Source organism: Inquilinus limosus (assembly GCF_051487185.1).
GTDB classification, from domain to species: Bacteria; Pseudomonadota; Alphaproteobacteria; order DSM-16000; family Inquilinaceae; genus Inquilinus; species Inquilinus limosus_F.
This window is the reverse complement of sequence record NZ_JAHVDK010000003.1, coordinates 218,498-240,575: the sequence shown is the minus strand read 5'-3', so window position 1 is coordinate 240,575 and position 22,078 is coordinate 218,498. Positions and strand designations below refer to the sequence as shown.

General features: G+C 70.8%; 24 protein-coding genes and 1 riboswitch. Of the genes, 8 read left to right on the top strand and 16 right to left on the bottom strand.

The window, feature by feature from the left end; translation table 11 throughout:
• Window positions 1-18: 18 nt before the first annotated feature.
• The gene (locus tag KXR53_RS04735) at window positions 19-1,017 is read left to right on the top strand and encodes an OmpA family protein (protein ID WP_437373900.1); all 999 of its coding nucleotides are present in this window, start codon (window positions 19-21) and stop codon (window positions 1,015-1,017) included.
• Window positions 1,018-1,165: 148 nt separating this feature from the next.
• On the opposite strand, the gene cysQ is transcribed toward KXR53_RS04735, so the two are convergent.
• From cysQ to KXR53_RS04720, 3 genes are read right to left on the bottom strand one after another with little or no spacing between them, the layout of a single operon-like run.
• Window positions 1,166-1,942, bottom strand: a complete 777-nt coding sequence (cysQ, locus tag KXR53_RS04730) for a 3'(2'),5'-bisphosphate nucleotidase CysQ (protein WP_437373898.1) — start codon at window positions 1,940-1,942, stop codon at window positions 1,166-1,168.
• A complete protein-coding gene (locus KXR53_RS04725; RefSeq protein ID WP_437373896.1) occupies window positions 1,942-3,315 on the bottom strand; it encodes an aspartate aminotransferase family protein in 1,374 nt (457 codons plus the stop codon). Before KXR53_RS04725 ends, cysQ begins: the two co-directional genes overlap by 1 nt.
• 39 nt (window positions 3,316-3,354) lie before the next feature.
• Complete coding sequence (locus KXR53_RS04720; protein WP_437373894.1) at window positions 3,355-4,143, bottom strand: AraC family transcriptional regulator; 789 nt, start codon at window positions 4,141-4,143, stop codon at window positions 3,355-3,357.
• A 118-nt stretch (window positions 4,144-4,261) separates the two neighbouring features.
• On the opposite strand from KXR53_RS04720, the gene KXR53_RS04715 reads away from it, so the two are divergent.
• A complete protein-coding gene (locus KXR53_RS04715; RefSeq protein ID WP_437373892.1) occupies window positions 4,262-4,993 on the top strand; it encodes a class I SAM-dependent methyltransferase in 732 nt (243 codons plus the stop codon).
• Here KXR53_RS04715 and KXR53_RS04710 read toward each other — a convergent pair.
• Together KXR53_RS04710 and KXR53_RS04705 are read right to left on the bottom strand one after the other, a co-directional pair.
• Window positions 4,990-6,132, bottom strand: a complete 1,143-nt coding sequence (locus KXR53_RS04710) for an acyltransferase family protein (RefSeq protein ID WP_437373890.1) — start codon at window positions 6,130-6,132, stop codon at window positions 4,990-4,992. The genes KXR53_RS04715 and KXR53_RS04710 overlap by 4 nt on opposite strands.
• A gap of 205 nt (window positions 6,133-6,337) precedes the next feature.
• On the bottom strand, window positions 6,338-7,192 hold the full coding sequence (locus tag KXR53_RS04705; protein ID WP_437373888.1) for a MurR/RpiR family transcriptional regulator: 855 nt from the start codon (window positions 7,190-7,192) through the stop codon (window positions 6,338-6,340).
• 173 nt (window positions 7,193-7,365) lie between these two features.
• Here KXR53_RS04705 and KXR53_RS04700 point away from each other — a divergent pair, with 173 nt between their 5' ends.
• The 4 genes from KXR53_RS04700 to KXR53_RS04685 all read left to right on the top strand — a co-directional run bounded on the left by KXR53_RS04700 (window position 7,366) and on the right by KXR53_RS04685 (window position 11,686).
• Window positions 7,366-8,259, top strand: a complete 894-nt coding sequence (locus KXR53_RS04700) for a BadF/BadG/BcrA/BcrD ATPase family protein (protein WP_437373886.1) — start codon at window positions 7,366-7,368, stop codon at window positions 8,257-8,259.
• On the top strand, window positions 8,256-9,356 hold the full coding sequence (gene nagA / locus KXR53_RS04695) for an N-acetylglucosamine-6-phosphate deacetylase (protein ID WP_437373883.1): 1,101 nt from the start codon (window positions 8,256-8,258) through the stop codon (window positions 9,354-9,356). The genes KXR53_RS04700 and nagA overlap by 4 nt, the downstream gene beginning before the upstream one ends.
• Window positions 9,337-10,359 carry an SIS domain-containing protein gene (locus KXR53_RS04690; protein ID WP_437373881.1) on the top strand — a complete coding sequence of 341 codons (1,023 nt, stop codon included), beginning with the start codon at window positions 9,337-9,339 and terminating at the stop codon, window positions 10,357-10,359. Before nagA ends, KXR53_RS04690 begins: the two co-directional genes overlap by 20 nt.
• A 214-nt stretch (window positions 10,360-10,573) precedes the next feature.
• Window positions 10,574-11,686, top strand: coding sequence for a branched-chain amino acid ABC transporter substrate-binding protein (locus tag KXR53_RS04685; protein WP_437373879.1), 1,113 nt, complete (start codon window positions 10,574-10,576; stop codon window positions 11,684-11,686).
• A 52-nt stretch (window positions 11,687-11,738) separates the two neighbouring features.
• On the opposite strand, the gene KXR53_RS04680 is transcribed toward KXR53_RS04685, so the two are convergent.
• Window positions 11,739-12,227, bottom strand: a complete 489-nt coding sequence (locus KXR53_RS04680) for a DUF3280 domain-containing protein (RefSeq protein WP_437373877.1) — start codon at window positions 12,225-12,227, stop codon at window positions 11,739-11,741.
• A 110-nt stretch (window positions 12,228-12,337) separates the two neighbouring features.
• Here KXR53_RS04680 and KXR53_RS04675 point away from each other — a divergent pair, with 110 nt between their 5' ends.
• A complete protein-coding gene (locus KXR53_RS04675; RefSeq protein WP_437373875.1) occupies window positions 12,338-13,402 on the top strand; it encodes a serine hydrolase domain-containing protein in 1,065 nt (354 codons plus the stop codon).
• Window positions 13,403-13,469: 67 nt separating this feature from the next.
• Here KXR53_RS04675 and rplS read toward each other — a convergent pair whose 3' ends face one another.
• The 7 genes from rplS to KXR53_RS04640 all read right to left on the bottom strand — a co-directional run bounded on the left by rplS (window position 13,470) and on the right by KXR53_RS04640 (window position 18,237).
• Window positions 13,470-13,856 carry a 50S ribosomal protein L19 gene (gene rplS / locus KXR53_RS04670; RefSeq protein WP_437373873.1) on the bottom strand — a complete coding sequence of 129 codons (387 nt, stop codon included), beginning with the start codon at window positions 13,854-13,856 and terminating at the stop codon, window positions 13,470-13,472.
• The gene (trmD, locus tag KXR53_RS04665; RefSeq protein ID WP_437373871.1) at window positions 13,853-14,665 is read right to left on the bottom strand and encodes a tRNA (guanosine(37)-N1)-methyltransferase TrmD; all 813 of its coding nucleotides are present in this window, start codon (window positions 14,663-14,665) and stop codon (window positions 13,853-13,855) included. Before trmD ends, rplS begins: the two co-directional genes overlap by 4 nt.
• Window position 14,666: 1 nt before the next feature.
• Window positions 14,667-15,230, bottom strand: coding sequence for a ribosome maturation factor RimM (rimM, locus tag KXR53_RS04660; protein WP_437373869.1), 564 nt, complete (start codon window positions 15,228-15,230; stop codon window positions 14,667-14,669).
• A 56-nt stretch (window positions 15,231-15,286) separates the two neighbouring features.
• Window positions 15,287-15,652 (bottom strand): 30S ribosomal protein S16, encoded by a 366-nt coding sequence (rpsP, locus tag KXR53_RS04655; protein WP_437373867.1) that lies wholly within the window; start codon window positions 15,650-15,652, stop codon window positions 15,287-15,289.
• A 40-nt stretch (window positions 15,653-15,692) separates the two neighbouring features.
• A complete protein-coding gene (locus KXR53_RS04650; protein WP_437373865.1) occupies window positions 15,693-16,088 on the bottom strand; it encodes a VOC family protein in 396 nt (131 codons plus the stop codon).
• Window positions 16,089-16,101: 13 nt separating this feature from the next.
• Window positions 16,102-17,499 carry a signal recognition particle protein gene (gene ffh, locus KXR53_RS04645; RefSeq protein WP_437373863.1) on the bottom strand — a complete coding sequence of 466 codons (1,398 nt, stop codon included), beginning with the start codon at window positions 17,497-17,499 and terminating at the stop codon, window positions 16,102-16,104.
• 150 nt (window positions 17,500-17,649) lie between these two features.
• Entirely contained in the window at window positions 17,650-18,237 is a 588-nt protein-coding gene (locus KXR53_RS04640; RefSeq protein WP_437373861.1) for an N-acetyltransferase family protein, read from the bottom strand.
• 99 nt (window positions 18,238-18,336) lie between these two features.
• Window positions 18,337-18,531: riboswitch (cobalamin riboswitch) on the bottom strand.
• Window positions 18,532-18,628: 97 nt separating this feature from the next.
• Between KXR53_RS04640 and dapF the strand changes: the two genes are divergently transcribed.
• Complete coding sequence (gene dapF / locus KXR53_RS04635; RefSeq protein WP_437373859.1) at window positions 18,629-19,468, top strand: diaminopimelate epimerase; 840 nt, start codon at window positions 18,629-18,631, stop codon at window positions 19,466-19,468.
• Window positions 19,469-19,472: 4 nt separating this feature from the next.
• On the opposite strand, the gene KXR53_RS04630 is transcribed toward dapF, so the two are convergent.
• The 3 genes from KXR53_RS04630 to KXR53_RS04620 form a co-directional block, all read right to left on the bottom strand.
• Window positions 19,473-20,615: a hypothetical protein gene (locus KXR53_RS04630; protein WP_437373857.1), complete on the bottom strand. Its 1,143-nt coding sequence runs from the start codon at window positions 20,613-20,615 to the stop codon at window positions 19,473-19,475.
• Between the two features lie 62 nt (window positions 20,616-20,677).
• Window positions 20,678-21,304 (bottom strand): thiamine phosphate synthase, encoded by a 627-nt coding sequence (locus KXR53_RS04625; protein ID WP_437373855.1) that lies wholly within the window; start codon window positions 21,302-21,304, stop codon window positions 20,678-20,680.
• Complete coding sequence (locus tag KXR53_RS04620; RefSeq protein ID WP_437373853.1) at window positions 21,301-22,071, bottom strand: thiazole synthase; 771 nt, start codon at window positions 22,069-22,071, stop codon at window positions 21,301-21,303. The genes KXR53_RS04625 and KXR53_RS04620 overlap by 4 nt, the downstream gene beginning before the upstream one ends.
• Window positions 22,072-22,078: the final 7 nt, after the last annotated feature.

Genomic DNA, 22,078 nt, shown 5'->3' with positions numbered 1-22,078 from the left:
GATATGAAGAAGAACTTGATGTACGCCGTCGGTGCGGCCGCCCTGCTCGTTGCAGCCCCGGCGATGGCGCAGCAGTATCAGGCCACCGGTCTCTATGTCGGCGCCGGCGCGGGTGTGAATCTCCGTCAGGATGACGACTTCAGCGTCAAGAGCGCCGGCGGCATCGGCGGCAAGTCGGAATACAGCATCGGCCCGGCCGGCAACATCTATCTCGGTTACGACTGGGGTTCGTTCCGCGCGGATGCCGAAGTCAGCCTGCGCACCAACGACGTTGACAAGGTCAAGGTCGACGGCGCCGGCACGATCGCCAAGAACGGCCACTTCCGCACCATCGGCATCATGGCCAATGGCTACTACGACATCGACTTCGGGTCGCCCTTCGTGCCGTACATCGGCGCCGGCATCGGTGTCGCCATGCTCGACTCCGAGATCAAGGGTGGCGGCGCCAAGTTCAACGACTTCAACACCCAGTTCGCCTATCAGGGCATCGCGGGTGTGTCGTACAACTTCTCGCCGAACCTGGCCGCGAACCTCGAGTACCGCTATCTCGGCAACACCGAGCCGACCTTCAGCGACCAGGGCGTCAAGCTGAAGTACGACAGCAGCAACAACCACACCATCCTGCTCGGTGTGCGCTACACCTTCGCCCCGGCTCCGGCCGTCGTCGAGGAGCCTGTCGTCGTCCAGGGCCGCAGCTACCTGGTGTTCTTCGACTTCGACAGCTCGCGTCTGACCCCGGAAGCCCGCCAGATCGTGGCCTCGGCCGCGGCTGACGCCCTCCAGGGCAAGACCACCCGCATCGACGTCACCGGCCACACCGACCGTTCGGGTTCGGACCGGTACAACCAGGCCCTGTCGGTGCGTCGCGCCGAGGCGGTCCGCCGCGAGCTGGTCGCCGACGGCGTTGCCGACAACCTGATCGTCACCCGCGGCGTCGGTGAGTCCGATCCGCTGGTCCCGACCGCCGACGGTGTGCGCGAGCCGCAGAACCGCCGCGTCGAGATCGTCATCAACTAAGACGGTCTTTCAAAGATCCCATCGGGAGAGGGGGGCGTCCTTCGGGGCGCCCCTTTCTTTTTCGGGTCTGGGAACAGCAAAGCGGCCGTCCGGCTGGTGGGACGGCCGCTTTGCTGTTGATGCCAGGCTGGCCGGGAAGACGGCGGGATTAGTCGGCCGCAGCCCCATGCGCGACGAAGCCGGCATTGGCGAAGCCGGGCTTGGAATAGGCGAGCGGGCGCCCGGACGGGTCGTCGATGCCGCCGCCGGCGGCCCGCAGCACCGCGTCGGCCGCCGCGGTGTCCCATTCCATGGTCGGGCCGAAGCGGAGATAGAGATCCGCCTCTCCCGCCGCGATCAGCGCGATCTTCAGCGAGCTGCCGAGAATCCGGCGCTCGGCGACGCGGCGGCCCCGCAACGCCGCGTCGAGCCGGGTATCGTCGCCATGCGACCGGCTGGTCAGCACCACCAGCCCGTCCTCCGGCGGCCGGCGCACGGCGATGCGCTGCGGCGCCCCGTTGCCCTGCTGCTGCCAGGCCTCCCCGCCGGCCGCCCAGAAGCGGCGGTCGAAGGCTGGCGCCTCGACCACGCCGAGCACCGGCACGCCGCCTGCCACCAGGGCGATGTTGACGGTGAACTCGCCGTTGCGGCGCAGGAACTCCTTGGTGCCGTCGAGCGGGTCGACCAGCCAGAACCGCTCCGCCGCCGCCGGGATGCCATGCGCAGCGCAATGCTCCTCCGCCACCACCGGCACTTCCGGCGCCAGGGCGCGCAGGCCGGGCAGGATCAGCGCCTCCGCGGCATGGTCCGCGGCGGTGACCGGGCTGCCGTCCTCCTTGCGAAGGGTGGCGCCGTCGAAGCTGTTGTAGATCTCCAGCACCACCCGACCGGCGCGGCGCGCCAGATCGACCACAGCCTCGACCGGGGGCAGGCTCTCCGGCCCCATCACGCGGCCTCCTGCAGCGCCGACCAGGTTTCCTCCAGCGCCAGGCCGAAGCGGCGCAGCATCTCGGCGACGCCGGCCTCGTCGATGATCATCGGCGGGCAGAAGGCGATGGCGTCGCCGGGCATGGCGCGGGTCAGCAGCCCGTGCGCCTGGGCGCGGCGGACCAGTTCGGCACCAATGCCCCGGGCCTTGTCGAAGTTGGTCCGGGCGGTCTTGTCCGCCACCAGCTCGGCCGCCGCGATCAGGCCGAGGCCGCGCACCTCGCCGACCAGCGGATGGTCGGTATAGCGGCGCAGCCCCTCCTGCAGCGCGGCGCCGACCCGCCGCACCCGGCCGACGATGTCGATCTCGCGATAGATCTTCAGCGTCTCCAGTGCCACCGCCGCGGCCACCGGATGGCCGCCATAAGTGTTGCCGTGGCCGAACAGCCCGTGCTTGTCGCTGCCCGCCACCAGCGCCTCATAGACCGGGCCGGAGACCAGCGTCGCCGCGATCGGCAGGAAGCCGGCCGAGAGCTGCTTGGCCACCGTCATGATGTCCGGCCGGATGCCGAAGGTGTCGCAGCCGAACCAGTTGCCGGTGCGGCCGAAGCCGCAGATCACCTCGTCGGCGATGAACAGCACGTCGTGGCGGCGCAGCACCGCCTGCACCTTCTCGAAATAGCTCCGCGGCGGCACGATCACGCCGCCCGCGCCCATCACCGGCTCGGCGATGAAGGCGGCCACCGTCTCCGGCCCCTCGGCCAGGATCACAGCATTCAGCTGCTCAGCGAGGCGGGTGGCGTAGTCCTCCTCGCTCTCGCCCGGCCGGGCGCCGTGATAGTGGTGCGGCGTGTCGACATGCACCACCCGGCCGACCGGCAGGTCAAAGCCGTCCTGGGCATAGGCCAGGCCGGTCAGGCTGCCGGACATCACGGTGACGCCGTGATAGGCCTTGCGGCGGGCGATGATCTTCTTCTTCTCCGGCCGGCCCAGCGCGTTGTTGACGTACCAGGCGATCTTGACCGCCAGGTCGTTGGCCTCGGAGCCGGAATTGACGAACAGCGCCCGCTCCAGCGGCTGCGGCGCAATCGCCATCAGCGCCTCCGCCAGGTCGACCAGCACGTCCGGCACCTTGCCGCCGAAGGCGTGATAGAAGGGCAGCTGCCGCATCTGCCGCATCGCCGCCTCGACCAGCCGCTCCTGGTCGAAGCCGAGCCCGGCGCACCAGAGGCCGGCCAGCCCTTCGATATATTCGCGCCCCTCCTCGTCATAGACGTGGATGCCCTTGCCGCGGCTGATCACCAGCGGCCCGGTCTCGCGATGGACGCTGAGATTGGTGTAGGGGTGCAGCAGATAGGCGACGTCCCGCGCGGCGGTGGAGTTGGGGATCACGAGCGGCGTCCTCCGGCTGGTCGTTGGCGTCCGCCATGGTTACCGAAAGGCGGCAGTGCCGTCCCGGGCGTTTCGCGCATGGCTGGCCCGGAGCCGGGCGCCGGGTCGAAAATAGCGCTTCGGCGTCGTGCCGGTGGCTTCCCGGAAGTCCCGGATGAAGTTGCTCGCCGACCCGAAGCCGAGCTCGTGCGCCACCGACGTCACCGAACCGCCCTCGGCGAGCTTGACCAGGGCGGCCCGCAGCCGGACCTGCCGCCGATAGGCGGTGAAGCTCATCCGCGCTTCCCGTTGGAAGGCCCGCGCCAGCGATCGGGTGGTTGTCCCCAGCCGCGCGGCCCATTCGGCCAGCGTCCCGGCATGCCCCGGATCGTCCGCGAAGGCCGCCTCGATCGTCCTCAACGCCGGGGACACCATCGGCTGGAGGAAGAGCCCGGGGGCCGGATCCAATGTCAGCTCGTCGGCGAACACCAGGCAGAGCCGGCGCCGGGCGCGATCCTGCGGGCGCCCGGTTTCCAGGGCCAGGATCACCTCGCGCAGCAACGGGCTGACCGCGACGATGCCGCAGCGGTCCGGCAGCCGGCGCAGCAGGGCGCCCCGGCAATAGGCGCTCAGCATCTCGAAGCCGGCGGAGGTCTCGACCCGATGCTCCTCGCGGGCCGGCAGCCAGCAGCCCTGGAGCGGCGGGACGACCCATTGCCCCCGGCGCGTGTGCAGCACCATGACTCCCTGGCCAGGATAGATGAGCTGGGCGAGCGGATGATGGTGCCATGTCCCGGAGAAGCCGGCCGGGAAGCGGGCACGCTCGACATCGATCCAGCTTTCCGTCACGAACCCTCCTCGACGCCGCGGCCCTCGGTGTCCGATCGGGAATATATCGTGTCAGCCCGAGCGGTATCAGACACCCGGTCGAAGCGATAGCCTCCGTCGGACGAATGATGGAGGCCCCATGACCCCGAGCATGATGATGCCGCGGACCGAGCCCGACGAGACGCTCCGCCCACGCAGGGACCACAGGCAGGATCTGCTCGCCGCGGTGCGCGGCGTCCATCCGTTCTCGGTCCTGGACGTCGGGTGTGGAGATGGCGCCTTCCTACAGGAGATCACCGCCGACGGTTCCGTGCGCGGCGTCGGCCTCGAACCGGAGGAAGCCGCCGCCGCCCGGGCGCGGGCGCGCGGACTGGAGATCCATTCCGGCCGGGCCGAGGCCCTGCCCTTCGCAAACCACAGCTTCGACGTCGTCGCCCTGGACTATGTCGCCCACCATGTCGAGAACCTGCCCAGGTCCCTGCGGGAAGCGGCCAGGGTGGCCCGGCGCGCCGTCTTCATCCTCGACGGCTGGTACGACGAGGAGCTGCCCTCGCAACGGGTGATGCGCGACCTCGACGACTGGCGGAAGCGGATCGACCGCCGGCTCGGCCTGGTGCACAACCCCTGCCCAAGACCCCGCGACCTGATCGACCCGCTACTCGCCTCCGGCCCGCTCGAGATCGACTATGCCTGTCGTCTGGAGCTGCGCCCGAGATCACTGACGCAGATGGAGACGCAGACCAGGCGGCACCTGGAGGCCGTCGCCCCGGCGCCCGATCTCGCCGCAGAGCTGGACCGGATCCTCGACGAGGGCCGGCTGCACGGCTGCACCGAGGCAGGAGCCCTGCTGCTGGCCGCGCGGTTTTCCTAAGGCGCGCTGCTGCCCGGCGACACCGCCATATTCACCGGAGGCGTCGTGCGCAGCGGGACTGGCAGCCGCAGCGCCTTGGCCGTCCAGCGGATCACGGCTGCAGCCTCCGAGGCGCGGCGCAGCGCCGGCAGTTCCACCAGGGTCCAGGACAGAAAGGCCACCGGCAGGGTCACCAGCACAATCAGCGGGAACAGTTGCGGCCACAGCAGCCCGGGCCACAGGCTGATCAGGATCTGCCCGATCGGCCAGTGCCAGATATAGGTCGCGTAGGATAATTCCCCGACCCGGCCGTAGCCGAGGATCCAGCCTTTCGGAACCAGGGCGAGCCACAGGGCAGCTGCGGCGCAGGCCAGGATCGAGGCCAGCTCCGACCATAACGTGCCCCGCGCCAGCACCGTCAGGCCGCCGAACAGGACCACCAGCCAGAGGGACAGCGGAATCCAGCGGCGATAGTGGTAAAGCGCGACGCCGATCATGAAGCTCATGCCGAAACCGGCCATGGCGTCGACGGGTATGATCAAGCGGAGATCGGTGCCGAAGGTGATGCCGAAATAGACGGCGGCGATGGCGGCCAGCGTCAGCGGCAGCCGCCGGGGCGACAGCCATCCGGCCACCGACAGCAGCGCCAGCACGATGTAGCAGATGATCTCGTAGAACAGCGTCCAAAGCGACGGGTTGATCAGGGTCGGATACGGCACGGTCTCGAACATGCCGGGCAGGTCGGGCACGAACAGCCCGCTCGACGCTTTCGGCAGATAGAGCCAGGTGTCCAGCCGGCTGAAATAGTCCCGGACCGGCAGGCTGGTCATCAGCGGCCCGATCAGGAAGACCATGACGGCGGAGAACAGCAGCAGCGGCGGCACGATCCGCATCACCCGGGCCGCGGCATAAGCGCAGAGCGAGGCTCGCTTGTCCAAGCTCATCGCCACCATGATGCCGCTGAAGACGAAGAACAGCCGCAGCGCGTTCTTGCCCATCAGCACAAGGGCGGCGCGGAAGTCCGGATCGTGCGCCAGATAATACGGCTCCATGCCGCAGATTTCGATCGAATGCGCGAAGACGATGAACAGCGCACCGATCATCCGGCACAGGTGGAAGTTGTTCCGCCGCGCCTCCATCGCCTGTTGCAGTGACAGCAAACGGGCCTCCTTCGCGACCGATCGCCGCCGTAGTCCGGCGACCGGCACCGCGTCGACACGTCTTTCGGCAGGCGAGGCTGCACCGCGCACAGCCGTACGCGTCGACATACCCGGCTGTTCGATCAGGATCCGGCAGGATGCGAATCACAATCAAGGCGGCCACAGGGCGAAGAAGCTACCCCGAAGGACGCAAGGAGCGGCCGGATCAGCCTTCCTTCGCCTCATGCCGGCGGCCGAGCGCGACCGCCAGGGTCAGGGCCAGACAAGGCGTGGCCGAGAGCGAGCGGAAGGCGTCGATCTCGCCTTCATGCACCACGAAGCAGGCATCGGCGATCGGATAGACCGGGCTGAGGTCGCTGTCGGTGATGGCGACGATCGGCACCCCGGCGGCCCGGGCCCGGCGCGTCACCTCCTGCACATCCGGGGCGTAGCTGCGGAAAGTGACGACGAACAGCGCATCGCCGGGGCGGATCGCCCGCGCCTGCTCGGCCAGCATGCCGCCGAAATTGTCTAGCAGATGCACCGGCCGGTCGAGCTGGGCCAGCAGATAGGAGAGATAGACCGCGATCGGGAAGGACCGGCGCTGGGCCGCCAGATGGATGCAGTCGGCCTGCGCCAGGATGTCGACCGCGCGGGCGAAGACCGCCGGGTCGACGTCGCCGCGCAGCCGCTCCAGCGCGCCGATCGAGATATCGATGAAGGCGTTGAGCGGGCCGGAGGGCGTGTCGGCGCCGCCGAAGCGGGCGTCGAGCGTGCGGATGCGCGCCTCATAGCTGGGCATCCGCTCGACCAGCTGGGCCCGGAACAGGCGCTGCATCTCGGAGAAGCCGTCGAAGCCGAGCGCCTGGGCGAAGCGGACCAGGGCCGAGGGCTGGACCTCGGCCTTGGCGGCAATCACCGCCACCGTCTCCAGCGCGATCACGTCGGGATGGGCCAGGGCGAATTCGGCGATGGTCTTGAGCCGCTTGCTGAGGGCCGGATAGCGGGCCGCGATGGCGCCGCGCAGCGCCTCGAAACTGTCCGGCGCCGGCTCGATCGTTCCCGCTTCCGCCGCTGCCATGGCGTTCCATTCCAAACGTTCCAACTCTTGGAACAATAATCTCAGCATCGGTCGCTAGGAAACGCCATTCCTTATGGCCCAGCCACCATCCCGGTGGTATAGACCAGCCAGCGTGGTGACGCTGGCGGCGCGGCTTGCTAGCGTCCCGCGCCGATCATCACCGGGACCAGGCCATGGCGATCCGCATCCATATCGGCGTCGACGGCGGCGCGACCGGCACCAGGCTCCGCGCTGTCGATCCGGACGGGCGCGTGCTCGGCGAGGGTGCGGCCGGCCCGTCCAGCCTGACGCTCGGTGTCGACGGCGCCTGGGTGCAGATCCGGATCGCGCTCGATGCCGCCGGGATCACCGAGGCGGACTACCCCGACGCCGTGCTGGCCTGCGGCCTGGCCGGCACCGGCCGGCCGGAGAAGCGCGCCGAATTCCGCGCCAAGGCGCCCGGTTTCGCCCGCCTCCGCCTGTGCTCCGACGCCCATGCCACGACGCTGGGCGCCCATGGCGGCCGGCCCGGCGCCGCCATCGCGCTTGGCACCGGCACGGTCGGCAGCGCGATCTTCGCCGACGGCACCACCCGCCAGGTCGGCGGCTGGGGCTTCCCGGTCGGCGACGAGGGCAGTGGCGCCTGGCTCGGCCTCAGGGCGCTGGGCGAGGCGCTGCAGCTGCTGGACGGCCGCGAGGTCGACCCGCCCGGCGGCTCCGCCCTGCACCGGGCGATATTCGAGGCCTGCGGCGCCACCGCGCCGGAGCTCTTGTCCTGGACCTACCAGGCGCCGTCGACCAAATACGCCACGCTGGCGCCGATCGTGGTCCGGCTGGCGGAGCAGGGCGACCCCGCCGCGGTGCGGCTGATGCGGGAAGCGGGGTGCGAAGTCGACCGGCTGGCCCGCGCCCTCGACCCCGACGGCATTCTGCCCTTCTGTGCCGGCGGCAGCCTGGCGGCGCCGCTGCGCCCCTATATGGACCCGACGATCACTGCCCGGCTGCGCCCGCCGCTGGGCGACGCCCGCGACGGCGCCGTGTTGCTGGCGCGGTTCCTGGCCCCCGGCGAAGCCTGGAGCGACGCATGACCAAGGTTCTCGAAGGCCGCATCCTGACGCCGCAGGGCTGGGTCGCCGGCCGCATCGGCTTCGACAGCCACATTCGAGCGATCGAGCCGGTGGCGGGCCTGGACGGCCCGACGATCGTCCCCGGCTTCATCGATCTGCACTGCCATGGCGGCGGCGGCGCCGATGCCATGGAGGGCGAAGCATCGATCCGCACCCTGGCCCGCACCCATGCCCGGCACGGCACCACCGCGCTCTTGGCCACCACCATGACCTCCCCGGTCGAGGAGATCGAGGCGGCGCTGGACGGCGCCGGCCGGGTGATCGCCGGCCGTCGGCCGGGCGAGGCGCGGGTGCTGGGCGTACATCTGGAGGGCCCGTTCATCAGCCCGGACCGGCTGGGCGCCCAGCCGCCCTACGCCATCCCGGCCGATCTCGAGCGGATGGCGGATTTCTGCGATCGCGCCGATATCCGGGTCGTCACCTGGGCGCCGGAGGCCGACCCCGACGGCAGCCTGCAAGCCTTCCTGGCGGCGCGCGGTATCCGGGTGCAGCTCGGCCATTCCTCCTGCGACTACGAGACGGCGGCCGAGGCGTTCTCGCGCGGCGTCGACGGCGTCACCCACATGTTCAACGCCATGACGGCGCTGCACCATCGGGCCCCCGGCATCGTCGGCGCCGCCCTGGCCCATGCCGACCATGCCGAGCTGATCCCCGACCTGCTGCATGTCCATCCCGGCGCCATCCGGGCGGCCTTGCGGGCGATCCCGTCGCTCTACGCCGTCACCGACGCCACCGCCGCCTCCGGCATGCCGGACGGCGACTACCGGCTGGGCCGGCACACCGTGCGGAAATGCGGCAATGGCGTGCGGCTGGACGACGGCACCCTGGCCGGCAGTTGCCTGACCATGGACCAGGCCTTCGCCAATCTCATCGCCATCGGCCTCAAGCCGGAGGAGGCGTCGCGCCGCACCTCGACCCTGGCCGCCGACTATCTCGGCCTGGCCGATCGCGGCCGCCTGACGCCCGGGGCCTGGGCCGACATCGTCGTTCTCGACGCCGACCTGCGGGTCCGGAGCGTCCATGTCGAAGGAGAGTCGATTGACCTCGATCATGCTTGAGGAGGCGCGCGAGGCGCCGGCACGCATCGCCGATCTGTTGGCCGCCGACGCGGAGCTCTACCGCGACTTGGCCACGCGGCTGCGGGCCGACCGGCCGCGCTTCGCCGTGACCATCGCCCGCGGCAGCTCCGACCACGCCGCGACCTATGCCGCCTACCTCCTGGGCAGCCGCCTCGGCGTCGTTACCGCCTCGCTGCCGCCCTCGCTGGAGACGCTGGGCCACAGCGATCTCGATCTGAAGGGCAGCCTGGCGATCGCCGTGTCGCAGTCCGGCCGCAGCCCGGACCTGGTGACGCCGGTGCGCCGCGCCCGCGAGCGCGGGGCGCTGACCGTCGCCATCCTGAACTCGACCGACAGCCCGGCCGCCCGGGCGGCGGAGGTCGTGCTGGACCAGCATGCCGGGCGCGAGCGGGCCGTGGCCGCGACCAAATCCTACATCGCCAGCCTGGTGGCGGCGGCCCGGCTGGTCGCAGACTGGGCCGAGGATGCCGCGCTGAAGGCGGCGCTGCAGCGGCTGCCGGAGGCGCTGGAAGCGGCGACGCGCTGCGACTGGTCGCCGGCGGTCGAGGCGCTGGCGAAGGCCGACCGGATGATGGTGGCGGGGCGCGGGCTGAACCTGGCGATCGCCCAGGAGAGCGCGCTGAAGTTCAAGGAGACCTGCATCCTGCAGGCCGAGGCGATGAGCGCGGCCGAGATCATGCACGGGCCGAAGGCGCTGGTCGAGGCCGGCTACCCGGTGCTGGCCTATGCCCCGAACGACAGCGGCCGCGACAGCGTGCTGAAGATGGCGGCGGAGTTCCGCGGCCTGGGCGCCAACGTCCTGCTGGCCGGGGCCCCGGGGGTCGAGGGCGCGTCGCTGCCGCTGCCGCCGCCGCTGCACCCGGCCTTGGACCCGATCCTGGCGATCGGCGCCTTCTACCCCTTCGTCGCCGCCCTGTCGGAAGCGCGCGGCCTGTCGCCGGACGCGCCGCGCAACCTGAGCAAGGTGACCGAGACGGTCTGATCCGATTCGGCACAAATTCGATCGATCGGTCGCGAGCGGTCCCGGCCGGGATATTTTCCTGACGGAACGACGCGTCCGACCGATCGAAACGAAGCCTGGGCGGGCCGAAACGCCGGCCTTGCAACAAACGAATTCACGCCGGGCCCGCAATCGCTTTACCCTCTGCCCAAAGTGCGGGCATCCGGCCTGCCGACATGACAAAGGGGAGATTCGCATGAGCAGATTCCGCGGCGGGACGCTGGCCTCGGCCCTGGCCATGGCCGTCGTCTTCGGCGGATCGGCCGCCTGGGCCGACGTCACCATCGGGGCGGCCTTCGTGCTGAGCGGCGGCAACGCGCCCTATGGGCTGCAGGAGCGGCGCGGCGTGGAGGCGGCGGTCGAGGCGATCAATGCCGCCGGTGGGGTCAATGGCGAGAAGATCGTGGTCGAGTTCGGCGACGATGCCGGCGACCCGCGCCAGGCCGTGCAGGTCGCCAACGACATGGTCAACAAGAAGGTGGCGGCCGTGATCGGCCACACCCTGTCGGGCGCCACCGTCGCCGCCGCCCCGATCTATGACGAGGAAGGGATCATCATGATCACCCCCTCGGCCACCGCGGTGGACCTGACCGAGAAGGGCTACAAGACCGTGTTCCGCACGGTGGTCCGCGACGACCAGCAGGGCAAGGTCGCCGGCGCCTACATCGCCGAGCACTTCAAGGACAAGAAGATCGCCTTCGTCCAGGATTCGACCACCTATGGCAAGGGCCTGGCCGATGCCACCAAGGCGGTGGTCAACGCCGCCGGGGTGAAGGAGACGGCCTATGAGACGATCACGCCGGGCGAGCTCGACTACTCGGCCACGATCTCGAAGCTGAAGGCCCAGAACATCGACGTCGTCTACTACGGCGGCCTGTACAACGAGGCCGGGCTGCTGCTGCGGCAGATGCGCGACCAGGGGCTGCAGGCGCAGTTCATCTCCGGCGACGGCCTCTACGCCCAGGACTTCTGGTCGATCGTCGGCCCGGCCGGCGAGGGCGTGCTGCTGACCATCGACAACCCGCCGGAGACCAACCCGGCGGCCAAGGACGTGGTCGCGGCGCTGAAAGCCAAGAACATCGACCCGGCCGGCTACACCCTGTTCGCCTATGCCGCGGTCCAGGTCTGGGCCGAGGCGGCGAAGAAGGCCGGTTCGACCGATCCTGAGAAGGTCGCGGCCGCGATGCACGACGGCAGTAACTACAAGACCGTGATCGGCGACATCGCCTATGACGCCAAGGGCGACCGCACCAAATCCGGCTATGCCCTGTTCAAGCGCGTCGGCACGGGCTTCGAGCCGGCGAAGTAACCGTCGCGACTGCCGATCCGATGCAGGGGGCCGGCCCAGCCGGCCCCCTTTGTCACGGCGGCTGCCGCAGCAGCCGGTCGTCGACCAGGAAACCGACGCCGCGCAGCCAGGCCGTGTCGGTGTCGCCGCGGATCTGGCCCTGGACATGCGCCACGTATTGGCCCGTGCGCAGGTCGGCGACCCAGATGTCCATGGTCGAGATCAGCGTCGAGATCTTGTGGACGGAGGGCAGCACCGCCAGCGCCGCCCCGCTCTTCCGCGCCACCGCCAGCCAGCAGCCGCCGCAATCGTAGCGCGGCGCCGTCGCCGCGACCTCCGCCGCCAGCGGGGTCAGATCGACCGACCGGTAGCGGCCGGACTGCTCGAGCTTCCGGACCAGCTCCGCAGTGGCCAGCGCCACCCGCGCGTCATGGCCGGGCGACGCCGGCTCGCCGCTGGTATCGGCCAGCTCGAACGGGAACACCGCCGTCGGCACCGGCGTCTGCGCCACGGCGGGGCCTGCCATCAGGGCGAGGAGCGGAATCAGCCAGCGTGACAGCATCCCCGGACTCCCTTGCTGCGGTTCGCCCAAGCCTAGGCACGAACCTCGCTGGTGAGAACACGACTTATGGAGGTCTTTACGCTTCGCTGCGCCCGCCTTACATGGGCGGGATGCGACGGCTGCGGACCCGGCTCCTGCCCTTGATCGCGACCGGCCTCGCGCTGGCGGCGGCCCCCTCACCCGCCCAGATCGTACCCACCCCTGTGATGGTGACGGCACCGACGCCCCAGCTGGATCCCGCCCTGCTGGAGGCCGCGCTGCAGCGGGCAGCGGCGCTGCCGCGGCTGCGGGCGCTGATCATCGCCCGCGACGGGGTGCCGGTGGCGGAGCGCGCCTTCCGCGGCCCCGGGCTGGACCGGCCGGTCAACATCAAATCGGCGTCGAAGTCGGTCCTGTCGGCGCTGGTCGGGATCGCCATCGAGCGCCGGGTCTTCACCGGGGTCGATCAGCCGATCGCACCGATCCTCGCCGACAAGCTGCCCCCGGACCCCGACCCGCTGCTGGGTCAGGTCACCATCGACCACCTGCTGTCGATGCGGGCCGGGCTGGACCGCACCTCGGGCCCGAATTACGGGCGCTGGACCAGCAACCCCGACTGGGTGCGCTACATCCTGGCCCAGCCCTTCGTCGACCGGCCCGGCGGGCGGATGCTGTATTCGACCGGCAGCAGCCATCTGCTGTCGGCCGCCCTGACCCGGGCCACCGGCCGCAGCACGCTGGCGCTGATGCGCGACTGGCTGGGCCGGCCGCTGGGCATCACCATCCCGGACTGGCCGCGCGACCCGCAGGGCATTCATGTCGGCGGCAACGACATGGCGCTGTCGCCGCGGGCGCTGCTGCGCTTCGGCGAGCTGTACCGCCGGGGCGGCGTCATCGACGGCCGGCGGGTGCTGCCGGAGGGCTGGGTCGAGGCCTCCTGGACGCCGCGCACACAGTCGCCCTTCACCGGGCACGCCTATGGCTATGGCTGGTTCATCACCGCGGCCCGCGGACATCCGGTCCATTACGCCTGGGGCTTCGGCGGCCAGATGCTCTATGTCGTGCCCGATCTCGGCCTGACCGTGGTCATGACCTCGGACCCGACGGCGCGGTCCCGCGATGGCTATCTCGAGCAGCTGCACGGCCTGCTGGTCGACGGCATCGTCCCGGCGGCGGAGGGACGGCCGGCCGGCTGACACCCCCCAAAATCAAATAAAAAGGGCCGGCGCGACGCGCCGGCCCTTCGATCCGATGCCCGAAGGATCAGGCCTGTTCCTGCTCCTGGGTCCGGGTGTCGCGGCGCTCGGTGATGCGGGCCGCCTTGCCGCGGCGGTCGCGCAGGTAATACAGCTTGGCGCGGCGGACGGCACCGCGGCGCACCACCTCGATCGAATCGATGCGCGGGCTGTACAGCGGGAAGACGCGCTCGACGCCCTCGCCATAGCTGATCTTGCGCACGGTGAAATGGCTGTTCAGGCCGGCGTTCTTGCGGCCGATGCAGACGCCCTCATAGGCCTGCACGCGCTCGCGCGAACCCTCGACGACCTTGACGTTCACCTTGACGGTGTCGCCGGGCTGGAAATCCGGAATCTTGCGGTCGGCGGTCAGCTTCTCGACCTGTTCCTGCTCGATCGTCTGAATGATGTTCATGGCTCTCGTCCTTCTTGTTCCTTGGTCTCTTTCCGTCGGTCTCTACCCGGGCGCTTTCGGACTTGGCCCCCGCCGCCTTCGGCCCTTTCGGGATGCGCGGCGAGGTATCTCTGCCAGAGGTCCGGGCGTCGCTCCCGGGTGATGCTTTCCGCCTGTTCCAGCCGCCAGCGCCGCACCTTGGCGTGGTCGCCGGAGATCAGGATCTCCGGCACCGCGCGCGGCACGCCGTCGGCGCCCGTCCACAGGGCCGGCCGGGTGTAGTGCGGATACTCCAGGAGACCCGCCCCGAACTCGGCCCCGAAACTCTCCTCCCCGGCGCTCTCCGCATTGCCCATGACGCCGGGGAGCAGCCGCACCACGGCATCGATCAGGGCCAGCGCCGCGATCTCGCCGCCGGACAGGATGAAGTCGCCCAGGCTGACCTCCTCCGCCCCCTGGGCGTCGAGAAGCCGCTGGTCGACCCCTTCGTACCGGCCGCAGAGCAGGACGATCGCCTGTTCCGCCACCAGTTCCCGCACCAGCGCCTGATCCAGCAGCCGGCCGCGGGGGCTCAGATAGATCAGCCGCTCCCCCGGGCGCCGGACCGCCTGCACGGCGTCGTCCAGGACCTGGGGCAGCATGACCATGCCGGCGCCGCCCCCGAAAGGGGCGTCGTCGACCGAGCGGTGCTTATCGCGCGCAAAGCCGCGAATGTCCACCGATTCCAGCATCCAGTCGCCGCGGGCCAGCGCTTTTCCGGCCAGGGAATGGCCGAGCGGGCCCGGGAACATCTCCGGAAACAGCGTCAGGACGCGGGCGGTCCAGGGCATGTCAGGCCCCATCCTCCGTCTCGCCATCCTCCGCGTCCTCGCGCGGGCGCTCCGCCGGCTCCAGCAGGCCGGCCGGCGGGTCGATGACGATGCGGCGGCCGGCGATGTCGACCACCGGCACCGCGGCCCGGGTGAAGGGCACCATCACTGCCCCCGCCCCCGGCCGGGCGATCTCCAGCATCTCGCCGGCGCCGAAGTCGAACACCGCGCGGACCGTGCCGAAGCGCTGCCCGTCCGCCAGCTCCGCCGGCAGGCCGATCAGGTCGGCGTGGTAGAACTCCTCCTCCTCAGGCTCCGGCAGAGCGGCACGGTCGACATAGAGTCTGAGACCGCGCAAGGCATGGGCCGCGTCGCGGTCGGCCACGCCGTCGATCCGCGCGATCCACTGGTCCTTGGCCCAGGACAGCAGATGTAGGGCGAAGCGCCGCGTCCCGGCCTCGTCCGAGACCGGGCCATAGGCGGCCAGATCCTCCGGGGCGGCGGTGAAGGGCTTGACCTTCACCAGGCCGCGGACGCCGTGCGCCCCGGTGATCTGGCCGACGCAGACCTTGGAGGATGAAGACATGGGGAACGGTCCGGCGGGCGCCCTTTATCCCGTGCAGGGAAGGGCGCCCGTGCCGATCAGGCCTCGGCCGGAGCCTCGGCGGCCGCGGCGGCCTCGGCCGCAGCCTTGGCACGCTCCTGCGCCTTGGCCTTCGGCGCCGACTTCTTCGGCGTGTCGCGGTAGGTCGGCATCGGCGCCAGCTCGGCATGGCCGAGGAACTTGGCGACGCGCTCGGTCGGCTGGGCGCCGACCGACAGCCAATGCTTGATCCGGTCGGCCTTCAGCACGATCCGCTCCGGATGGTCCTTCTCCAGCATTGGGTTGTAGGTGCCGACCTTCTCGATGAAGCGTCCGTCGCGCGGGCTGCGCGTGTCGGCGACGACGATCGAGTAGAACGGGCGCTTCTTGGCGCCGCCGCGGGTCAGGCGGATCTTGACGGACATCTAGGTACTCTCCTCAGGTCAACTTGCTGTTGGGGAAAACTCAGGCGGCGTCGTGGCAGACGACCTCGACATGGTGGCCGTCGGGGTCGATCACATAGGCGCCGTAGTAGTTCGGGTGGTAGTGCGGCCGCAGGCCCGGCGCGCCGTTGTCGCGGCCGCCGGCAGCCACCGCCGCGGCGTGGAAGGCGTCGACCGCGGCGCGGTTCGGCGCCCGGAAGGCCAGGTGCAGGCCGGGCATCGGCGCCGGACGGCCATCCTCGGGCTTGGCGATCCAGAAATGCCCGTTTCGGGCCGGCAGCGGTTCGCCATAGCCGACGGCATCGTCGAAGTCGCGGATCCGGCCGTAGCCGAGCGGCGCCAGCGCCGCGTCGTAGAAGGCGCGGCTGCGCGCCAGATCGGCGACGCCGATGGAGATATGATCGAACATCATGGCCATGACGATCCCCTCCTCACATCTTGAAGCCGGGCGGCAGCATGCCGGGCGGCAGCTTGGGCATACCGCGCATCAGCCCGGCCTTCCCCAGCTTCTTCACCCTCTTCATCATGTCGGCCATCTGCTGATGCTGCTTCAGCAGCTTGTTGACGTCCTGCACCGAGGTGCCGGAGCCGGCGGCGATCCGCACCTTGCGCTTGGCGTGGATGATCTTGGGGTTGCGGCGCTCCAGCGGCGTCATCGAGGAGATGATCGCCTCCTGCCGCTTGATCATCTTGTCGTCGAGGCCGGCGGTCTTCATCTGGTCCTTGATCTTGCCGACGCCAGGCAGCATGCCCATCAGCCCCTGCAGACCGCCCATCTTGCGCATCTGGCGCAGCTGCGAGGCCAGGTCCTCGAGGTCGAACTCGCCCTTCTGGATCTTGGCCGCGAGCTTCTCGGCATCCTCCTTCTCGATCGTCGCCGCCGCCTTCTCGACCAGGCTGACGACGTCGCCCATGCCGAGGATGCGGTTGGCGATGCGGTCGGGATGGAACAGCTCCAGCGCGTCCATCTTCTCGCCGACGCCGATCAGCTTGATCGGCTGGCCGGTGATGGCGCGCATCGACAGGGCGGCGCCGCCGCGGCTGTCACCATCGACCCGGGTCAGGACGATGCCGGTGACGCCGACCCGCTCATGGAAGGCGCGGGCGACATTGACCGCGTCCTGGCCGGTCATGGCGTCGGCCACCAGCAAAGACTCGGTCGGGCGGGTGGCGTCGCGGATCGCCGCCACCTCGGCCATCAGCTCCTCGTCGATGGCGAGGCGGCCGGCGGTGTCGAGCATGACGACGTCGAAGCCCTCGAGCCGGCCGCGCTCCATGGCGCGGCGGGCGATGGCCAGCGGGTCCTGCCCCGGGATGATCGGCAGGGTGGTCACGCCGATCTGCTCGCCCAGGATCTTCAGCTGCTCCTGCGCCGCCGGACGCCGCGTGTCGAGCGACGCCATCAGGACCTTCTTGTTGTCCCGCGTCTTCAGGCGCAGCGCGATCTTGCCGGTGGTGGTGGTCTTGCCCGAGCCCTGCAGGCCGACCATCAGCACCGGCACCGGCGGCACGGCGATCAGGTTGATCGGGGTCGGACCGCCGATGTCCGGCGCCTCGCCGGGCGTGCCGCCCAGCATCTCGACCAGGCAGTCATGGACGATTTTGATGACCTGCTGGCCGGGGGTGACGGAGCGCAGCACCTCCTGGCCGACCGCCCGCTCACGCGCCTTGTCGACGAACTCCTTGACCACCGGCAGGGCGACGTCGGCCTCGAGCAGCGCCACGCGGACCTCGCGCAGGGCGGCGCCGACATCGGCTTCCGTCAGCGCGCCGCGCTTGCGAAGCCGGTCGAAGATGTCGCCGAGACGGCCGCTCAGACCTTCGAACATGATCGCCCTTTGAATCCCGTCGCCCCAAACGGAAAAGCGCCAGTGCGCGATACTCGCGGACTGGCGGCACCCCGTGGGGTCTCACTGCGGGCCCATCCCGCAGCGCCGCGTCTTTTAGGCGGACGCGGCCAAGGAGTCAATGCGGCCGGATCAGTCCTTCCCGCCCTCCCGGCGCAGCACCAGGATGAAGCCGTCCTCGCCCGGCAGGCCGCGGCCGGATTCGGGCGGGACGGCGTCGCGGTCGGATGTCGGCGGCGGCTCGGTCCGGTTCAGGAACGCTTCCATGGAGGCGACCGGCCAGCGCCAGATCGTCTTGTCCTCCGGTCCCGCGCCGATGCCGGCGTAGAGCCGGCGGGCGCCGTCATTATCCGATGCCATCTCCCAGCGCGCCCGCATCGCCTGGGACACGCCGATATCGGCCAGCGCCCGCATCAGCTGCCGGCCGACGCCGCGGCCGCGCGCCCGCTCGCGGACATAGACGTCGTCGATCCGGATGAAGTCGCCCCCGGTCCAGACCGAATAGTCGATGGTGTAGGTGAGATAGCCGACGACGCCGCTGCCGTCCTCGGCGATCAGGCCGCGGAAGCGCGGTGGCACTTCGGCCAGCGCCTCGTCGAGATCGGCGCGCTGCGCCGTCATCGCCGCCGGCTGGCCGGTGAACGCCGCGAGCTCGCGCAGCATGTCGAGCAGCATCGGCACATCCGCGGCCACCAGGGGCCGCACGGTCAGATCGGACACCACAGCGTCTCCCACCTTCGGCAGGGATGATCGGGAGGGAGCCGGCCGGACAGGCCCCGCCTGCCGCCCGACGCGCCGCCCGGGGACACCCCGCCCCGTCACACGCAGTCCTCGACGGCAGGTCTCCTGGCTCGCGGGTCACCGCCGCGCGCCCCCTTCCCGGACCCCTCCGGTGGCTTCGGGCGCAGGCTCGCCGCCTACAGTTGCGGGGGCAGCGCCGGCATAGCCCCGAAAGACGCACCGGCTTCCCTTTTCACCCCGGTCTCCCGAGGCACCGTCGGCCGCCATGCTAGCCGCCGGCCCTCGCCCTGTCGATCACGCAGGGCTCCGCTCTCGCCCCGAAGGCCTGGTTGATGCCATATGAGAGCGGGAGAGATCTTGGGAGCGGGCGATGGACGGGCTGCCGTTCTGGAAGATGCACGGGCTGGGCAACGACTTTGTCGTGCTGGACGCGCGCGAGCGGCCGATCACGATCCATCCCGACCAGGCCCGGCGTATCGCCGACCGGCACCGCGGCGTCGGTTTCGACCAGCTGCTGGTGATCGAGCCGGCACAGACGGACGGCGCCGATGTCTTCATGCGCATCCTGAACGCTGACGGCACCGAATCGGGCGCCTGCGGCAACGGCACCCGCTGCGTCGCCGCCCTGGTCATGGCCGATACCGGCGAGGACAGGGCGGTGATCGCGACCCGGGGCGGCCTCTTGGAATGCCGCAGCGCCCCGAGCGGCGCCGTCACCGTCGACATGGGCCCGGCCCGGCTGGGCTGGCAGGACATCCCGCTGGCGCATGAGGCCGACACGCTGCACCTGCCGGTGTCCTCCGGCCTGCTGTCCGACCCGGTCGGCGTGTCGATGGGCAACCCACACGCCATCTTCTTCGTGCCGAACGCCGAGGCGGTGCCGATCGACGGCGTCGGCCCGGTGCTGGAGCACGACCCGCTGTTCCCGGAGCGCGCTAATATCGGCGTGGTCCAGGTGCTGGGCCGCGACCGGCTGCGCTACCGGGTGTGGGAGCGCGGCGTCGGCATCACCCAGGCCTGCGGCAGCGGCGCCTGCGCCGCCGCCGTCGCCGCCGTCCGCCGCGGCCTGGCCGAGCGCACCGCCTGGGTGGATCTCGATGGCGGCACGCTGCTGATCGAGTGGCGCGAAAGCGACGGCCATGTGCTGATGACCGGCCCGGCCGAGACCAGCTTCGCCGGCATCCTGTCGCGCAGCCTGCTGGACGGCTGATCCCTCAACGTGCGGCGAGGCAGGCCCGACATCCCCACCACAGGCCGTAGATCAGGCCGAGCAGCAGCAGGCGCAGCCAGTACATCAGGGCGAGGACCAGGCTGATCGCGCCGAACAGCACGGTGGCGGTCAGGTCGGCAAGCCGCCGCGACCAGCGGATGGTCGCCTTCACCGGGATCAGCGCGCCGCGCTTCAGCACCTTGAACACGGCCAGCGTGCGGTCGCCCATCACCGCCGACACCTCGTCGATGCGCCGCAGGTCCGGCACGTCGTCGACATAGCGCAGCAGCTCAACCGACTGCGCCGGGCCGACCCGGTCGGCGATCCGGCCGGCGGCGCTGACGGCCTCGTCCAGCCCGTCCAGCCGGTCGCGGCGGATCGCGGCGGCGAAGACCACGCCGGGCCGCATGACAGCGTCCCGCCACCCGGCGTCCCGGACCTGCCGGCGCAGCGCGGGGAAATCGACCACATCAGCGACCATCCGGCCGAGGCGCTCGGCGAAGCGCGCCGACAGCCGGCCCGTCCGCCGCGCGATCTTGAAGGCCGACACCGCGCCGCGCGGCAGGGCCGCGACCCCACCGGAGCCCCAGGTCGCCGCGGTCAGGGTCAGCCCGATGCCCGACAGACCCAGCGCCAGCTCATCCACCGGGTTGCCGCTGCCGAAATTCCAGAGCTCGCGGCCGATGTCGCGCAGGTCGCCGACGAAGGTCATGTCGGCGGCGAAGGCGCCGGCCAGGCCGGAGAGGCCGCGCCCCTCCCCGGTCACGGCGCCGGCGACCGCCTGCCGGGCGACCCGGGTCGCGCTGCTCGCCGCCGAGATCTCGTCCGCGTAGCGGGCACGCATTTCCGGCCTGACGGGATAGCCCGTCATCTCGGCCACCTTCAGCCAGACCGCGACGCCGTCGATGTCGTCCTCGGCGAAGGCCTTGGCGAGCTCGGCGTCGATCTGCTCCGGCGAGGTCCCGGCCCGGGTCCAGGCGATCAGCGTGGCCTCGACCTCCTGAGCCTCCGGCGTCCGGCTCAGCTCGACCTGGACGAGGTCGATCAGCGGGCCGGCGGCGCGGAGGGCGAGGACCAGCCCGATCAGCCCCGGGACCGTGATCACGACGAATTCCAGGACGCGCAGCGGCCGAAATCGCAGCTTCATGCAGGCGGGGTTCCCATCCGGCCCCGACCTATAGCACGCCGGGCGGCGCGCCCGACAGGCGGTCAGGCTGCGCCGGCGCCAAGCGCCGCGAGATAGTCGCGGATCGCGGCCGTGGAGTCGGTGGCCCGCATCACCCCGCCCATCACCGCGGCGCCGGCGAAGCCGGCGGCGACAAGGCCCGGCAGCAGATCGGGCCCGATCCCGCCCAGGGCAATCACCCGGCCGGGATGGCGGCGGGCGATCGCACCGGCCTCGGCCAGGGACAGGATGGGCGCGTAGCCCGGCTTGCTCGCGGTCCGCGCCAACGTGCCGAGGGTGACGTAGTCGGCCCCAGCCGCGACGGCGGCGTCGACCTCGTCCCCGGTGTGGCAGGACACGCCGATCAGGGCCGAGGAGCCGAGCCGTCGCCGTGCCGCGGCCGGGTCGCCGCCCGCGGCCAGATGCAGCCCGTCGGCCTCGGCCGCCGCCTCCAGATCGGCATGGACGGTGACCACCGCCCCGGCCGGCCAGGTCAGGCAGACCAGCCGGTGCAGCAGGGCCAAGCGCTCCCCTGCCGGCAGATCCTTCTCGCGCAGGCTGACCCAGCGGCAGCCGGCGGCCAGCGCATCGGCGACGATCTCGTCCAGCGGCCGCGCCGCCTGCCGCCGATCGGTGATCAGCAGCAGCGGCGGGGTCGGCAGACGGGTCACGTCCCGATCAGGCCGAGCTGCGGGCTGGAGGGGTCGGCCAGGCGGCGCTTCGGAATCCGGCCGGCCTGGGCGGCGAGGCGGCCGGCTTCGACCCCCGCGGCCATGGCCCGGGCCATGCGCACCGGGTCGCGTGCCTTGGCGACGGCGGTCGACAGCAGCACGGCGGAGCAGCCGAGCTCCATCGCCAGCGCCGCATCTGAGGCGGTGCCGATGCCGGCGTCCAGCACCACCGGCACCTGAACCCGGCTGCAGATCATCTCGATCGCATGCGGATTGCAAATGCCGAGGCCGGAGCCGATCGGCGAGCCGAGCGGCATCACCGCAGCGCAGCCGGCATCGGCCAGGCGCATGCAGGTGACGAGGTCGTCGTTGCAATAGGGCAGCACAACGAAGCCGTCGCGCACCAGCTCCTCCGCCGCCTCGACCAGCTGGGCGACATCCGGGTACTGGGTCTCGCGGTCGCCGATCAGCTCCAGCTTCAGCCAATTGGTGCCGAGTGCCTCGCGCGCCAGCTGCGCCGTCAGGATCGCGTCGCGCCTGGTCATGCAACCGGCGGTGTTGGGCAGCAGGCGCCAGCGCTCGCCGACCAGGTCGACCAGGCTTTCGGCATAGCCTTCGAGGCTGATCCGCCGGATCGAGGCGGTGACGACCTCGGCCCCCGAGGCCTCGATCGAATCCAGCATCACCTGGCGGTTCGGATAGCCGGCGGTGCCGATGAACAGGCGCGAGCGCAGCGCCACGCCGGCGACGATGAAGGGATCCTGCATCTCGATA